We start from the raw sequence: 15,657 nt of genomic DNA on the forward strand, positions 1-15,657 counted from the left end.
TCGTGCACCTGCTCGCCGCGCGCGACCATCGGACGGGTCAGCGAGCGATCCCCTTCTACGCCCCGGTACGGGTCAGCACGCCGAGCGGGTCGGCCAGCAGGTCGGAGAAGCCGAGTTCGGCGGCCCCGACCAGGGTGGCGTCGTCACCCAGCGCCGAGGTGCGCAGCCGTACCCGCTCGCGGGCGACAGGCAGCACGTTGGCGGCGATGCGGGCGCGTACCTGAGCCGCCGCGCCCGGATAGAGGTCGCGCAGCATGCCACCGAAGATCACCATGCCGGGGTTGAAGAGGTTGCACAGGTTCGCCACGCCGATGCCGAGCCAGTCACCGATGCGGCGCAGCGCCTCCTGGGCCGCGGGATCGCCGCGGTCGGCGTCGTCGACCACGGCCCGCACGGCGTCGCGGCCGAACGACTCGGCGGGCCGTCCGGCGGCGTCGAGCAGGGCCCGCTCCCCGGCCTCCGCCTCCAGGCAGCCGTGGGAGCCGCAGCCGCAGGGGCGACCGTTGTACGGGTTCACCACCATATGGCCGAGCTCGCAGCCGTATCCGCTCTCGCCGTCCAGCAGGTTGCCGCCGACGATGATGCCGCCGCCCACGCCGACGTCCCCATGCAGGTAGATCAGGTTCTGGAAGCCGACGCCCGCACCACGCAGTTGCTCGGCCAGCGCGCCGAGGTGTGCCTCGTTGCCCACCGACACCGGCAGGCCGAGCCCGAGCCGGCGGTCGAGCTCGGCGCCGAACGCCTGGTCCACCCAGCCCAGGTCGGGCCCGAAGCGCACCATGCCGTCGCCGGGCCGGATCATGCCGCAGTAGGACGCGCCGACGCCGACGCACACCGAGGTCGCGGGCGCCGCCTCATACAGCTGGTGACCGAACCGGGCCAGCACCTCCACCACCCGGTCCAGGTCGGCTCCGGCGCGCGGGCGGACCGCCTCCCTGCGGTCCAGCATGATCCCGCCCAGGGTGATCCGGGCGGCGACCAGCCGGTCCACGGCGACGTCGAAGGCCAGCACGTACACCCGCTCGGACTCGGGCCGGACCACCAGCGACGGCCGTCCCGCCCGGCCGGTGTCGGCGGGCAGCTCCTCGCGGACCAGTCCCGCGGCGGTGAGCTCCGTGGTCAGCGCCAGGATGGTGCTGCGGTTCAGCTTCATCCGCGCGGCGAGCTCCGTGCGGGACACCGAACCGCCCAGATGCACGTGCCGGAGCAGGGTGCCGACGTTGTGCCGGCGGATCTCCTCCTGAACCAACCTGACCTCCGCGTCCTGTGGTTTCCGAGCGGCGCCTACGCCGAGCCGGGCAGGACGGCGGCCAGGTCCGGGAGGTGTGCCCGGTAGCCGTCCAGCAGCCGGCGCGCGGTGGTGACCGAGTCGACCAGCGGGTGCAGCGCGAACGCCTCGACGGCCTGCCGGGACGAGCCCGACAGGGCGGCCTCGATGGCCGTCTGCTCCACCGCCTTCACCTGCTGCATCAGGCCCAGGAAGCGGCCGGGGAGCGGGCGGGTGGCCAGCGGCCGGGCGCCGGCGCCGTCGACCGCGCACGGGATCTCCACCACGGCCTCCGCCGGCAGCCCGGCCACCGCGGTGCCGTTGCGCACGTTGAGGATCATGGTGGTGGACTCACCGCGGGCGATGGCGGCCATCAGCGCGAGCGCGATGCCCTCGTACCCGCCCGCCGCCAGGTCGGCGGCGTCACGCTCGCCGGCGTCGGTGACGTCGCGGGCCTCCGCCATGTACGTCGCGTCACGCTGTGCGCGGGCCGCCCGCCACGAGCCGAGGGCGTCATCCGGGCGGGCCCGGACGGCCGCGTAGAACTCCTCCTGCTGCCCCAGCAGGGACTCGCCGCGGGTCCGGCCGGAGATCGCGGCGACCGACTCCCGGGTGAAGTAGTAGTAATAGAGGTATTCGTTGGGAATGGCGCCCAGCGTGCGCACCCAGTCGGCGCCGAAGACGCGGGCCTCCTCGACCTGGCGGAGCGCCCCGTCGTCGGCGAGCAGGCCGGGGAGCACGTCGTGGCCCTGGTGGGTGAGGCCGCGCAGCCAGCCGAGATGGTTGAGCCCCACGTAGTCGGGCGACACGCGCGCCGGGTCGAGGCCGAGCGCCGTGGCGGCCCGCCTGATCAGGCCGATCGGCGAGTCGCAGATGCCGATCACGCGGTCGCCGAGCACTCGCCGCATCGCCTCGGTGATCATGCCGGCCGGGTTGGTGAAGTTGATGACCCAGGCCTGCGGCGCGACGGCGGCCACCCGCTCGGCCACCCGCGTGGCGACCGGGACGGTGCGCAGGCCGTACGCGATGCCGCCGGGACCGGTGGTCTCCTGGCCGAGCAGGCCGAGGTCCAGCGCGACCCGTTCGTCGGCGACGCGGCCCGCCAGGCCGCCGACGCGGATGGCGGAGAAGACGAAGGCGGCCCCGCGCAGCGCGGTGTCCAGGTCGGTGGTGATCAGCACTTCCGGCGGGTCGTCGTGCCCCGCGGCGAGCCCGCGCAGCACGTGCCGGATGGCCTCCAGCCGGTCGAGGGACACGTCGTAGAGGACCACCTCCTCCACGCGCGGCTTGGCGGTGTCGCGCAGGAGCGCGCCGTAGACGAGCGGGACCCGGAAGCCCCCGCCGCCGAGCACGGCCAGTCTCATCCGGCCTCCTTCACGTGAGAAGCACTTCGGCGCCCGCGGCGGCGCAGTTGCGCAGGGTGGTCTCGTCGGCGCCCTCGTTGGTGACGATCACGTCGATGTCCTCGGGGCCGCACACGCGCAGCGCGCCGGTGCCGGGGAACTTGTGCCGGTCCACGAGCAGCACGACCTGCCCGGCCGCCGCGATCATGGCGCGTTTCAGCGGCACCTCGGCGAGCGTGGTGTCGACGAGCTGCCCGTCGGGCCGGACGCCGCTCGCCCCCAGGAACACCCGGTCGGCGACCACCTGGCTCAGCGCGGTCTCGGTCAGCACCCCGACCAGCGAGTGGTAGGTCCTGCGCACCATGCCGCCGAGCAGCAGCAGCTCGACCTCCGTGTCGGCGCGGAGCGCGTCGAGGACGGCGAGGCTGGAGGTGACGACCGTGACCCGGCGGCCGCGGAGCCGGCGGGCCAGCCGCACCGTCGTCGTCCCGATGTCGAGCAGGATCACGTCGCCGTCGCCGACCAGCCGCGCGGCGCGGGCGGCGACCGCCTCCTTGTCCTGCTCGTCGGCCGCCGACACCTCGGCGAAGGGCCGGTCGGTGTCGGCGTCGGCCAGGGCGCCGCCGCGGACGCGCCGCAGGGTGCCGTCGCGGTCGAGCACCTCAAGGTCCCTGCGGATGGTCGACGGGCTCACGCCGAGCTGGCTGGCGAGGTCGCGAACGCTGGTGGCGCCGGACAGGCGCACCCGGCGCATGATCTCGGCATGCCTGAGCCGCTGAAGCACGGCGCGAGTGTATCAGGCGAATTCGCGCACATGTGAGCATCTTGCTTCACTAACTTGCAGAGAAGACTTGAAGTGTGCGAGTAAACGTGCAAGATTGCGCACATCTCGCTGCGTCGAGGAGGACTCAATCCCGTGGCTGTCCAGGCATACGACCCTCTCTCCCACGAGCGGACCCTGGAGGGGCCGCAGTTCGACGTGTTCCTGGCGGGCACCGTCTTCCTCGACATCGTCTTCACCGGTCTGCCCGCCATGCCCGCCGCGGGCACGGAGATCTGGGCCGACGGGATGGGCTCGTGCCCCGGCGGCATCGCCAACCTGGCCATCGCGACCAGCCGGCTGGGCCTGCGCACGTCGCTGGCCGCCGCGTTCGGCGACGACGACTACGGCGACTTCTGCTGGCGCACGCTGGAGGAGCAGGAAGCGGTCGACCTGTCCAGGTCACGGCGCTTCGAGCAGTGGCATTCGCCGGTGACGGTCTCCATGGCGGTCGACCGCGATCGCAGCATGGTGACGCACGGCCACCCCTCGCCCATGCCGGCCGCCGAGATGATCGGCCTGCCGCCCCGCTCCAGGGCCGCGATCGTGACGCTCTCCCCCGACGAGCCGCTCGGCGCGCCCGGCTCCTCGTGCAACTGGGCCGAGGCGGCGCACCGCGACGGCGCGCTCATCTTCGCGGACGTGGGCTGGGATCCGTCGGGCGCCTGGCCGCGCTCCCTGCTCGACCAGCTGTCCGTCTGCCACGCGTTCATGCCCAACGCGATCGAGGCGATGGCCTACACCCGCACCGACACCCCGCGCGACGCGCTCTACGCGATCGCCGACCGGGTGCCCCTGGCCGTGGTGACCGATGGGGCCAACGGCGCCCTGGCCATCGACTCCACGACGGGCGAGGAGGCGTTCATCCCCGCGCCGCGGGTGACGGCGCTCGACCCGACCGGCGCGGGCGACGTCTTCGGCGCGGGCCTCGTGCTCGGCACCCTGTGCCGCTGGCCGCTGGCCGACCGGCTGGCGTTCGCCGGGCTCTGCGCGTCGCTGGCGGTGCAGCAGTTCGGCGGCTCGCTGGCCGCGCCCGGCTGGGGAGACATCGCCGACTGGTGGCACGAGGCCCGCCTGGCGGCCGACCACGGCGGCGCCTACGGCAGCTCGCTGGCCCGCCGTTACGCCTTCCTCGACCGGCTGGTGCCCACCGTCCCGGTGGGCGCCGTCCGCCGCGCGGTCGCCACCATCGCCCGGTACGCCGACGTCGGGGGAACACCGCAGAAGGCGGCCGAGACCCCCGGTGAGCCCGAGGACGGGGGCCCGAACACGCCTCGCGTGACCGCGCAGAAGGAGTAACACCATGACCCGGACCCTCGCCGTACTCACCGCCGCGGCCCTGACTCTCGGCGCGGCCGCGTGCGCGCCCGGCTCCTCCGCCCCGCCCGCCGCCCCCTCCGCGCAGCCGAGCGCCGTACGCACCGACGCCGCGGCCCTGGGCAAGGTGACCTTAACCGTGTGGGACCAGGAGGTGCGCGGCGGGCAGGCCGCCCAGATGAAGCAGCTCAACGCCGCGTTCGAGGCGAAATACCCCAACATCACACTCAACCGGGTGTCCCGCTCCTTCGATGACCTCAACACCACCCTGCGCCTGGCGCTCAGCGGCAACGAACCGCCGGACGTGGTCGAGGCCAACAACGGCCGCTCCGCGATGGGCGCGTTCGTCAAGGCCGGCCAGCTCCTCCCGCTGAACGCCTACGCGCAGGCGTACGGCTGGCAGGACCGCTACCCCGAGTCGGTGCTGCGCTACTCCCGCTACAGCGCCGACGGCAAGGTCTTCGGCGAGGGCAACCTGTACGGCCTGCCGCAGGTCGGCGAGGTCGTCGGCCTCTTCTACAACGCCGCCAAGCTGACCGAGCTCGGGTTGCGGCCGCCGACGACCTGGGCGGACTTCCAGGCGGGGCTGGCCAAGGCCAAGGCGGCCGGTGAGGTGCCGATGCAGCTGGGCAACCTGGACAAATGGCCGGCCGTGCACGTGTTCGGCACCGTGCAGAGCCGCGTGGTCCCCGCCGACCAGATCCGCACGCTGGCCTTCGGCCGCAAGGGCGCCTCCTGGAACACCCCGGAGAACACCGAGGCGGCCCGCCAGCTCGTCGACTGGGTGGACAAGGGCTACTTCAGCAAGGGCTTCAACGGCCAGGGGTACGACCCGGCGTGGCAGGCGTTCCGCGACGGCGAGGGCGTCTACCTGATCGCGGGCACCTGGCTGCTCGCCGACCTGCACAAGACCCTGGGCAAGGACCTGGGCTTCGTCCTGCCGCCCGGCGCCACCGCCGGCGCCGCGCCGATCGCGACCGGAGGCACCGGCCTGCCGTTCGCCATCACCGCCAAGAGCCCCAACCCCGACGCGGCGGCGGCGTACATCAACTTCGTCACCAGCGCGGAGGCGATGAAGGTGCTCACCGACACCGGCAACCTGCCGGCCGCCGACACGGCGGCGCAGACCGTGCCGGCGGGACCGCAGCAGGACGTCTTCACCGCGTTCGGCACGGTGACCGCGGAGAACGGCCTGGTGCCGTACCTCGACTACGCCACCCCGACGTTCGCCGACACGCTGGGCGCGGCGCTGCAGGACCTGCTGGCGAAGAAGGCCACCCCGCAGGAGTTCCTGGCGACGCTGGAGAAGGACTACAAGACCTTCGCCGAGAGCAACGGATGACGGCATCACGCCCTCCCGGGGAGCCGCGCCACATCGCCTACCTCTATCTGCTGCCGGCGTTCGCCGTCTACGCGGCGTTCCTGCTCTATCCGATCGGGCGGGCGGTGCAGCTGTCGCTCTACGACTGGGACGGGCTGTCGCTCGGGCGGTGGGTGGGGCTGGACAACTACCTGGCGATCCTCTCCGACGAGGGGCTGCGGGCCGCGTTCGGCCACGCCCTGGTCCTGATCGTCTTCTACGCGGTCGGGCCGCTGGTCATCGGGCTGGCGCTGGCCGCGATCCTCAACCACGCCAAGGTGCGCGGGCTCGGGTTCTTCCGGACCGTGGTGTTCCTGCCCCAGGTGATCGCCATGGTCGTGGTCGCGGTCGCCTGGCGGCGCGTGTACGCGCCCGACGGGACGCTCAACACGCTGCTCGGCGCGCTCGGGCTCGACTCGCTGACCCGCGGCTGGCTCGGCGAGCACGCCTTCGCGCTGCCCGCGGTCGGCGTGGTCGGCACCTGGTTCGAGACGGGGCTGGTCGCGGTGCTGCTGCTGGCCGGGATGAGCCGCATCCCCATGGAGCTGTACGAGGCCGCGCGGCTCGACGGGGCGGGAGCCGTCCGGGAGTTCTTCGCGGTCACGCTGCCGTCGGTGCGGGGCGAGATCGCGGTCGCGCTGACGCTGACCGTGATAGCCGCGCTGCGCACGTTCGACCTGGTGTACGTCACCACGCGGGGCGGCCCCGGCAACGCGACGTCGGTCCCGTCGTACGAGGTCTACCACCGGGCGTTCGGGCTGAGCCAGATCGGCTCGGCGGCGGCCATCGGCGTCACGCTCACCGTCGTCATCTTCGCGATCTCGTTCGGCATCAACCGGTTCGCGGACAGGGGGGTCGCGTGATCTCGCGGGGCGAGCGGGTGGCCAACTACGTCATCCTGTCGGTGTTCGCCGCGTTCGCGCTCTTCCCCATCGTGACGATCCTGTCGGCCGCGCTCGGTCCCTCCGACAGCGGGCCGACGTCCGGGCTGGGCAACCTCGCGGCGGCGTGGGAGATCGGGCGGTTCGGCACCTACCTGCGCAGCAGCCTGCTCGTGTCGGCGTTCGTCGTGGTCGTCAGCGTCGTGCTGTCCGTGATGAGCGGGTACGCCTTCGGCACCATGCGCTTTCGCGGGCAGTCGGCCCTGTTCTACCTGTTCATGCTCGGGATCATGATGCCGAGCGAGGCCATAGCGGTCCCGCTCTACTTCGACCTGCGCTCGCTGGGTCTGATCGACACGTTCTGGGCGGTGTCGCTGCCGCAGGTGGCGCTGTCGGTGGCGTTCGGCACCTTCTGGATGCGGGCGTACTTCCGCGCGTCCAACCGGGCGATCGCCGAGGCGGCGCGCATCGACGGGGCGTCGAGCTGGCGCATCCTGTGGCAGGTGCTGCTGCCGCCGGCCCGGCCCGCCGTCGTCACGCTGACGCTCCTGGTCTTCATGTGGACGTGGAACGAGTTCCTCATTCCGCTGATCATGGTGACCAGCGAGTCGCTGCGGACCGCGCCACTGGGGCTGGCGTTCTTCCAGGGGCAGCACACCAGCGGCTTCACCCTGCTCGCGGCCGGCTCGGTCATCGTCGCCACCCCCGTGGTGATCTTCTACCTGTTCCTCCAGCGCCACTTCGTCCGCGGGCTGCTCCAGGGAGCGGTCCGCGACTGACCCCCCGGAGGTTCCATGCGCACCGGCCTGGCGGTCGTGACCGCCGCCCTGCTCACCGTCCTTCCCGCCACCCCAGCCCTGTCCAGGACCGCCACCCCCGTCCTGTCCTCGGCCACCGCCCCCGTCCTGTCCGCGACCGCCGCCCCCGTCCTCGCCGGCGGGACCAGTGCCGCCGTGTCGAGCGGCGGCGGGGCCGGCGTCGCGCCTGTCGACCTCGACGCGCTGTTCGTCGGCGCCCACCCCGACGACGAGGCGTTCAGCCTGTCCACCCTCGGCCAGTGGCACGAGGACCACGACGTCCGCACCGGCGTCGTCACCGTGACCAGGGGCGAGGGCGGCGGCAACGCCGTCGGCCCCGAAGAGGGACCCGCGCTGGGCCTGCTGCGCGAGGCCGAGGAGCGGACGGCGGTCGCCAAAGCCGGCGTGCGCGAGGTGTTCAACCTCGACGACGTCGACTTCTACTACACGGTGAGCGCACCGCTGACCGACCAGGTCTGGGGCGGCGACACCCTGGCGAAGGTCGTCCGGATCGTCCGGCAGACCCGGCCGGAGGTGCTGCTGACGATGGGCCCCGCCCCCACGCCCGGCAACCACGGCAACCACCAGCAGGCCGCGCGGCTGGCCATCGAGGCCTTCTACGCGGCGGCCGACCCCAAGGCGTTCCCCGAGCAGATCACCCGCGAGGGCCTGCGCCCCTTCGCCCCCGCCCGCCTGCTCACCGGCGGCGGCCGCGGCACCTCGCGGACCGGGCAGGACTGCGCCGCGACCTTCCGCCCCGCGAACCCGGCCGAGAACGTGTACGGCGTCTGGAGCGGGCGCCCCTCCGCCCAGGGCGCGACGTGGGCCACCGTCGAGCGTGCCGCCCAGCGCGCGTACGCCTCCCAGGGCTGGGCCGTCTTCCCCGACGTGCCCACCGATCCGGCCCAGCTCGGCTGCGACTTCTTCACACAGGTGGACACGCGGGTGCCTGTCCCCGAGCCGGGCACCCCGGCCGCGACCGCGCCCACGGCGATCCTCGACGGCGCGCTGACCCGGCCGGCCGGCACGGTCCCGCTCGGCACCCTGTTCGGCCTGCGCCCCAGCACGTTCGACGTCCGCCCGGGGACGGCGTTCACCGTCAAGGTCACCGCCACCGCGCCGCCGCGCGAACCGCTGGGCCGCTCGTCCGCGGCGCTGCGCGTACCGGAAGGCTGGCAGGTGCGCGGGTCCGGCGACCTGGGCCGGCTCACCCCCGGCCGGACCGGCTCGGCGACGTTCACCGTGACGCCGCCGCAGGGCGGCGGCGACCGGGCCCGCGTCGCGGCCACGCTCACCACCGAGCGCGGCCGCGGCTACACCGACCGGCAGGTCGAGCTCAGCCCGGCCGTACGCGGAGCGCAGCAGCCGCTCCCCCAGGTCGCCCAGTACGAGAAGTGGGCCGCCGAGGTCGGCGTGCCGCAGCTGCGCGGGCTGGTCACGCCCGTCCTCACCCTGCCGTCCGGCGGCTCCCGGCAGGTCGGCGTCGTGGTCACCAACGTCGGCGACACCACCCGGTCCGGCACCGTACGCCTGGACCTGCCCGCCGGTTTCACCGCCTCCCGCACCGAGGCCCCCTACAGCGACCTGGCGGCCGGGGAGTCGACGACGGTGCCGTTCACCGTCACCAACACCGACCCCTCGCTCAAGACCTCGAACGAGGGCGGCGACTACGCGTACACCATCACCACCACCAGCCCGGATGGCTCCAGCGTGAGCAGGCCCGCGCTGGAGCTGGTGCCGGCGACCGCCATCCCGGGTTCCGCGTCCGCCCCGGTCGTGGACGGGCAGGACGGGGACCACTCCGGCCCGGCCCTGGACATCTCGCGGCTGTGGGAGGGCACAGCGTGCTCCTCGGCGGCCGACTGCTCGGGCACGGCCAAGGTCACCTGGCACGACGACACGCTGTACCTGCTGGTCGAGGTGAAGGACGACGTGCTAGGCACCCGCCTGCCCGCCGCCGACTGCAAGCGGCACTGGCGCACCGACGCGGTGGAGGTCACCATCGACCCGCGCGGCGCTTCCGAGAACACCTCCACCACGTTCAAGGCGGCGGTGCTGCCGGTGACGGCCGAAGGGCCGCCGTGCTTCCTGCGCGACGCCGACAGCCGCCAGGGGCCAGGCGAGCAGACGGCGCCGGGGATGCGGGTGGCCGCCAAGGTCCAGGCCGGAGGATACGCGGTGGAGATGGCCATCCCGATGGCCCTCCTGCCCTCGGCCGTCGACCCCGCCCACCTCGGGCTCAACATCCTGGTGTACGACTCCGACACGCAGGACAAGACCGGCCAGACCCGGATCGGCTGGTCAACGTGGGGCGGCGTGCAGGGTGACCCGTACCGGTGGGGCGCCGCGACCCTGCCCGGCTACCGGCCTCCCGCGGACCGGCCGACCACCCCGGCGGACCCGGTGATCCCCTCCACCGCCCTGTCCAGCCTGGACTCCCCGCAGTCGCTGGAGCAGGCGGTCCGCGTACACGTCCCCCTCGCGGGCGGGCCTTCGGCTCAAGCGTCGCGCAGTGGCCAGGTGGTCTCCGCGACGCGCGGGCGGGACTCGGTGAAGGTGACACTGCGCGCGGGCGCCGCCGGTCGGGCGCACCTGTTCGTACGCGATGACCAGGGCACAGCAGGCAGCCGCGTGGTCACCGTGCCCCGCAAGGGCAGCACGACCGTGACCGTCCCCGTGAACCGCGCGCTGGGCGCCGGCCCCAGGGTGGTGACCGGCTGGGATTCCGGCACCGGGACGGCGGTTTCCCAGGTGGCGGTGCGCTGAGCGGCGCAGGGTGCTCCTGCGACGACGATAAGCATCCCTTCTGACCACGTTCAGAAGGGATGCTGGTCCGACTTCTGTCGGCCGTACTCCAGTTCACAGGCCGGGTGACAGCGGAAAGCCTTTTGATCTCCGTACCGCAGCCCCGAGATCAACCGTCTGATTCGGCAGTCGGACGCTGACGCCAACGGCGTCGCGCCCGTTGAGATCGCCCGGCACGTTCCTCGAACAACAGGCGGGAGCGCTGAGTCAGCGCGCCTGACCACGCAGGATCCGCCACCACAGATTCTCGCCGGCGCGAGGTTAGGTTCCGCCCCTGACCGCCTCCCACACCTCCGTGGAGGCAACCCCTGGCACCGCCAGGGCGGTCAGGTGGTACGCCGAGCAGAGAGGACTGCTGGACGACACAAAACGATCATTTTTCCAAAATAGGCCCCACGAGCATCGGGCGGTCAAGCATGTCCGGCCTGAACTGCACCCCCGTGACCTTCGCCGCCAGGGCGAAGCCCCTTGGCACGGCGGTGTCGTAGTTCTCCTCCCAAGCGGCGTCCCACGCAGCCTCGTCCTCCGGCTTGTCCAGCCCCATGCCCAACTCCTGCATGAAGCCGTTGAGCCGGTCAGGGTCGGAGCCGTAACGCTCGTGCGGATGTCGCAGCCGGTAACCAGTGACAACCGTGCCGTCGATCGCGTACTCGAAACTGTGCTCGGCGGCGTAGTCGTGCCGGGTGACCGCCAGCACTTCACAACCCCGCGACAGCTCGGTCACCACCTCGTGGAGCGTGACCATCCAACCGTGGGGCTCGATGGCCACGCACCACTCGCCGACCTTGAAGACGCCCACGTAACCGCCGCCGTCCCCACCGTCCGTCTCGTTGACGAACTCGTAGGCCTTGTCGTCGAGCCCGCCGAAGTCCGACTCCTGGCCGGAGTTCTCACCGCGGCTGAAGCGGCGCACCACCTCCGCCGGATCGAGCCCGCGGAAGAAGGCCACGCTGAAGATCACACCCAGTGCGCCGCCGCCTGAGCTCTCGGACACGTTGAGCCACTGGAACTGGGCCAAGGGATCGGATGTCGTCATGCGGGACATGGTGGCAGGCCGTACCGACAATCAGTCGAGATCGGCGGCCACCCCGATGAAGGCCCACATTGGAGCAGACCCGTTTTGATGGACACCTGATCTCCGCTGAAAAAGCGCTGTACAGCAGCCGATACAGCAACGCCGCCTTACAGGATCACTCTCCACCGACTCGCATCTACCATCTGAACAGGGCAAGAGGCCGTTGATGAGGCGGTTGCCCTTCCCTACGGATCAGAAGGTTACGGGTTCGACTCCTGTCGCCGCACTCACTCGCAAGGCCCGCCACCAGGGAACCTGGGGCGGGCCTTTGTGTTTGTCAGGACAATCTCGGGATCTTGCTAACACCTCTGCTAACAGCGTGGCTCCCGCTACTCGTCGATGGCCTGAGCGAAGACGTCGGCGGCCGAGGCTTCCGCCGCGCGGATCACGTGGGCGTAAACCCCGAGAGTGATCGAGAGGTCGGCGTGGCCGAGGCGGGCGGCGACGACATGGACGGGCACGCCGGCGAGGGGCAGCGTGGTCGCGTGGATGTGGCGGAGGTCGTGCAGCCTGGCATGCGGCAGCGGGTCATTCGGGGGTGCCTGGTTGGAGCGCTTGATGAGGATCGGGAAGAGCGAGCTGAGCGTGTCCGGGTGGACGGGCTCGCCCCAGCCGGTCGTGAACACGTAGTCGCCGCCACCTCGCCACTCAGGGCCGACCTTGTGCTAGTCGTCGGCGTTTGTGCTGGACTGCCACCCTTCGGTTACGGAGAGCTCCAGCTACAACACAAACTAGATCTGGTGCAGGTCGGCGAGGGCGAAGGACTCCTTGCAGAAAGCGGCGGCGATCGTGGTGTGCTCAAGTTGGGACCTTGCCCGCTCCAGCCCTTCACGGAGGATTTCCTCGTGGTCGAAGGCGAGTGTGATCTGCCCGTCGAGGATGGAAGAAACCGGGATCCAGTGGGCGGCGGACGCGTCGGTTTCTGTCTGGGGCATAGGCAGATCGGGACCGAGCGCGAGGTAGGCGATGGAGATGATCCGTCCACGCGGGTCGCGACCGGGGTCGCCGTAGGCGTGCAGTTGTTCCAGGTACAGGCTGCCGCCACCGACTCCGGTCTCTTCTCGCAGTTCCCGCCGGGCGGCCGCGCCCAGCGCCTCGCCATCGCGGACGAACCCGCCGGGCAGCGCCGCTTCGCCACGGTAGGGCAGGTTGCCGCGCTCGATCAGCAGAACTTGGAGTCGACCATCGCGCACGGTGAAGATCACCAGATCCACGGCTACGGCCAGGGAGGCGGGCGGGCGGCGTCGGCGAACTGCCTTGCTCATTTCATACCCCCATTAAAGGTCTAGTTGACTCCAAGTCGTGGACGGACTTATGGTCAGATTTACCTAAATGACTACCCGGGGGGCTCATGGCCCGATCGCGCACAGTACGTTTCGAGAGGAGCACGGGGGCAGTCGACTCGAAGGCGACACGGTACCTCTGTGCCGGCGTCTACCTCGATCGCGACTTCCGCAAGATGGTCATCCGCCGGGTCTACAACGACTCCAAGCACATGGTCGCGCCCTCCTACGGCTTCGATCTGGTGCCAGTCGTTGTGCACGCGTGGCGGGCGTGGCGACTGGAGACCCTGAAATGGATGCTGGTCCTCGCGGTCCTCCTGGGCGGCATCGCATGGGCCCCGGCCGCGACAGCCGCTGGGGCCGCGCTATTCGGCCTGTGCTGGTCTGCTGCGGTCGCTGTCAGAAGCGCTCTGGTCGCTTTACCGCTGAAGGCAAAAGAGCGCGCGGACCGGTTCTTGCGACGCGTCCGCTGGAACAGCGAGTCGAACGACCTCGCCGCGCACCTCCGCTCTTTGAAGCTTGCTTGGACCGGCAGCGGTGCTTTGGTTGTCGCCGTTCCCGTGATCTCCGGTATAGCGGGCATTCCGCTCTCCCAGTTGCTGCAGCAAACAGCGATCATGGGGGTGTTGACGGTTCTCGTCGCGTGCGGCTGTGGTGCCGCCCATCGCGGCGCACTGCACCAAACAGCGAAGAGTCAGCTGCCCTCGCCGGACAGCCACCGATATCGGGCGATCGACGAACAGCAGCACCACACATTCGTTATCTACCGGAGGGCCCCGAAGGAGGAGCCGGAGCCGGAGAATTTCCGCGACATCCTGGCGCTCGATGACTCACATAAACCATTCGTCGGAGCCGGGCGATTGACTCATCGCTGGAACCCGCCACTCAACATCCACTTGTTGCAGATAGGTGAAGGCAGCATGGCCGATCGGGAATTTGATCCTCTCCCGTTCAAGGCGCATGAGCTGGTCGCTTATTTGAAGTACGAGATGCAACGGCTCGACGGGCAGGATGACGCCACTAGCCTTCCGGACTTCGAAAAGGCAGACCGTATCTATGTAGCGGAACCTGATGTCGGCCCAGAGCGCGGCTGGCTACAAGGCGCCCCGGCTACAGGCGAAATCAACGAGATCATTGATCGGCCGTTCGACCGATTCCATCACTTCCTCGAGATCCGTACATCGGTATCCGGTGAGCTTGTCACCACTGTGTTCCTTCGTACCACAGTCAAAGGGCGCGCGCTCAGCCTCGACTTCGCTGCCTGTGCGCTGACGCGGACGCCGGACGAGTATCACGTCCTGGACGGGTATGGCGAGACCGGAGTCATTGCCATACTCCGGGCAGCGGTCCGAGCACTTACCGAACTTCCGACCGACATCATGCAGTCATGGCGTCTCATTCACGTCCCGGCCACCTTGCTCGGGGCCCTTCGAGCACGGCGAGCCCGCGTACTCTATCCCAAACGCGGCGTGAAGATCGGAGCAAAGCTGAGTGTGCGCGAAGAAAAGCGCATGTCGTGGGAGACGGCCCAACTCGACCGAACGCTCATCTCAGACCACGTGAAGCTCGTAGAGGACCGTCTGCTGAAGGCGGCGACCGAGTTCCTGCGCGAAAAAAAGGTCGACATCTCGGAGTTCGAAGAACGCGCTACCAACATCATCAATACAGGGATTATGAACTTCGGCGAATCGATGAATGTAAACAACTCCGCAGTGGGCACCAACGCGGTGAGACTCGATCTACCAGAGAACTTCGGCAGCTCATCAGGAGGAGGCCACACATGAACGATCAGTTCAAGAACAGCGGAATAATCAATCAGGGCGGCCCTATAACCATCAGCGGCACTGCGATCGGCGACGGCGCTGCTGTCGTCCACCACCACCTGTCCGAGGCCGTGGTCCGTAGGCAAGCAGACGTCGGCGTGATAACAATCAAAGAATCGGAGGCCAGGGCAGTCATAGATACCCTCAAACTCGAACGTGCGCCCGTGAACGGGATTCCCTTCTGGCACGGCACCATCGACCTCCGAGGCGTAGCCGCCAGAGTGGCGATGACTCGATCGCTGGGCCAGGGCCAACGATCGACAATGGTCGCGTTCGAGAATCTCAGGGAGATGTTCCGCCCGGCGGTCGTCGCACTTGTCGGCATCGGCGGCGGATTCCAACCGGACGTCTTCACCGGCGACGTCGCCATAGCAACGAGAGCCGTCTACTACGACCTCCGGAAAGAGACGGCCGAAGGCACTCAGCGCAGAGGCGAGGACCGTGAGACATCAGCCATCGTGGGAAACGCCGTGAACAGCTTCTTCGTCGACTACGGCGAACCGGCACGATTCGGAAGCGGAGAGGACGGATTTCAGGTCATCTCCTGCATCGTCGGAACCGGTGACGCCGTTATCGCGGACGCTGAGTCCGAGATCAGGAAATACCTCAAACACTACAATGACAAGATCTCCGTAGTTGACATGGAAGCCGGCGGTCTGGCTCAAGCATTCCACGAGCGCGGCAATCTGGCTCAGATGCGCGGATGGGTAGTGATCCGCGGAGTCTCCGACTACTCGAACAAAGAAAAGAATGACATCCTACAGAAATCGGCCGCCCGGAACGCCGCAGAGGTACTGCGAGCCCTAATCCCCTATCTTCCGTCTAACCTCGATCTTTCACGATCTTCGTATGGTCAGGTAAGCGGTTCGGCTGGGGGTTGATTTCA

Annotated in this window: 13 protein-coding genes; 7 read left to right on the plus strand and 6 right to left on the minus strand. The window is 69.8% G+C overall.

The features are described 5' to 3' along the window. Positions 1–55: 55 nt before the first annotated feature. From IEY87_RS15890 to IEY87_RS15900, 3 genes are read right to left on the minus strand one after another with little or no spacing between them, the layout of a single operon-like run. Positions 56–1,249 carry an ROK family transcriptional regulator gene (locus IEY87_RS15890; protein ID WP_225277285.1) on the minus strand — a complete coding sequence of 398 codons (1,194 nt, stop codon included), beginning with the start codon at positions 1,247–1,249 and terminating at the stop codon, positions 56–58. Between the two features lie 35 nt (positions 1,250–1,284). Then, positions 1,285–2,631: a 6-phospho-beta-glucosidase gene (locus tag IEY87_RS15895; protein ID WP_189139383.1), complete on the minus strand. Its 1,347-nt coding sequence runs from the start codon at positions 2,629–2,631 to the stop codon at positions 1,285–1,287. A gap of 10 nt (positions 2,632–2,641) precedes the next feature. Beyond that, positions 2,642–3,394: a DeoR/GlpR family DNA-binding transcription regulator gene (locus IEY87_RS15900; protein WP_189139384.1), complete on the minus strand. Its 753-nt coding sequence runs from the start codon at positions 3,392–3,394 to the stop codon at positions 2,642–2,644. 132 nt (positions 3,395–3,526) lie between these two features. Here IEY87_RS15900 and IEY87_RS15905 point away from each other — a divergent pair, with 132 nt between their 5' ends. From IEY87_RS15905 to IEY87_RS15925, 5 genes are read left to right on the plus strand one after another with little or no spacing between them, the layout of a single operon-like run. Beyond that, positions 3,527–4,729, plus strand: coding sequence for a carbohydrate kinase family protein (locus IEY87_RS15905; RefSeq protein ID WP_189139385.1), 1,203 nt, complete (start codon positions 3,527–3,529; stop codon positions 4,727–4,729). A 4-nt stretch (positions 4,730–4,733) separates the two neighbouring features. Next, complete coding sequence (locus IEY87_RS15910; RefSeq protein ID WP_189139386.1) at positions 4,734–6,089, plus strand: extracellular solute-binding protein; 1,356 nt, start codon at positions 4,734–4,736, stop codon at positions 6,087–6,089. Then, positions 6,086–6,970: a carbohydrate ABC transporter permease gene (locus tag IEY87_RS15915; RefSeq protein ID WP_189139387.1), complete on the plus strand. Its 885-nt coding sequence runs from the start codon at positions 6,086–6,088 to the stop codon at positions 6,968–6,970. Before IEY87_RS15910 ends, IEY87_RS15915 begins: the two co-directional genes overlap by 4 nt. Next, on the plus strand, positions 6,967–7,767 hold the full coding sequence (locus tag IEY87_RS15920) for a carbohydrate ABC transporter permease (protein ID WP_189139388.1): 801 nt from the start codon (positions 6,967–6,969) through the stop codon (positions 7,765–7,767). Before IEY87_RS15915 ends, IEY87_RS15920 begins: the two co-directional genes overlap by 4 nt. A gap of 15 nt (positions 7,768–7,782) precedes the next feature. Continuing rightward, positions 7,783–10,551 carry a sugar-binding protein gene (locus IEY87_RS15925; protein WP_189139389.1) on the plus strand — a complete coding sequence of 923 codons (2,769 nt, stop codon included), beginning with the start codon at positions 7,783–7,785 and terminating at the stop codon, positions 10,549–10,551. Positions 10,552–10,963: 412 nt separating this feature from the next. On the opposite strand, the gene IEY87_RS15930 is transcribed toward IEY87_RS15925, so the two are convergent. From IEY87_RS15930 to IEY87_RS15940, 3 genes are all read right to left on the minus strand, one after another. Next, positions 10,964–11,626: a DUF6461 domain-containing protein gene (locus tag IEY87_RS15930; RefSeq protein ID WP_189139390.1), complete on the minus strand. Its 663-nt coding sequence runs from the start codon at positions 11,624–11,626 to the stop codon at positions 10,964–10,966. Positions 11,627–11,994: 368 nt separating this feature from the next. Next, positions 11,995–12,291: a tyrosine-type recombinase/integrase gene (locus tag IEY87_RS15935; protein WP_189139391.1), complete on the minus strand. Its 297-nt coding sequence runs from the start codon at positions 12,289–12,291 to the stop codon at positions 11,995–11,997. Between the two features lie 105 nt (positions 12,292–12,396). Then, positions 12,397–12,879, minus strand: a complete 483-nt coding sequence (locus IEY87_RS15940; RefSeq protein ID WP_229699339.1) for an NUDIX domain-containing protein — start codon at positions 12,877–12,879, stop codon at positions 12,397–12,399. A 137-nt stretch (positions 12,880–13,016) separates the two neighbouring features. On the opposite strand from IEY87_RS15940, the gene IEY87_RS15945 reads away from it, so the two are divergent. After that, a complete protein-coding gene (locus tag IEY87_RS15945) occupies positions 13,017–14,732 on the plus strand; it encodes an AbeC-like domain-containing protein (RefSeq protein WP_194511324.1) in 1,716 nt (571 codons plus the stop codon). Further along, the gene (locus IEY87_RS15950) at positions 14,729–15,652 is read left to right on the plus strand and encodes a 5'-methylthioadenosine/S-adenosylhomocysteine nucleosidase family protein (protein WP_189139394.1); all 924 of its coding nucleotides are present in this window, start codon (positions 14,729–14,731) and stop codon (positions 15,650–15,652) included. Before IEY87_RS15945 ends, IEY87_RS15950 begins: the two co-directional genes overlap by 4 nt. Positions 15,653–15,657 lie beyond the last annotated feature (5 nt).

The sequence above is a fragment of the Nonomuraea glycinis genome, from assembly GCF_014646515.1.
Lineage (GTDB): Bacteria > Actinomycetota > Actinomycetes > Streptosporangiales > Streptosporangiaceae > Nonomuraea > Nonomuraea glycinis.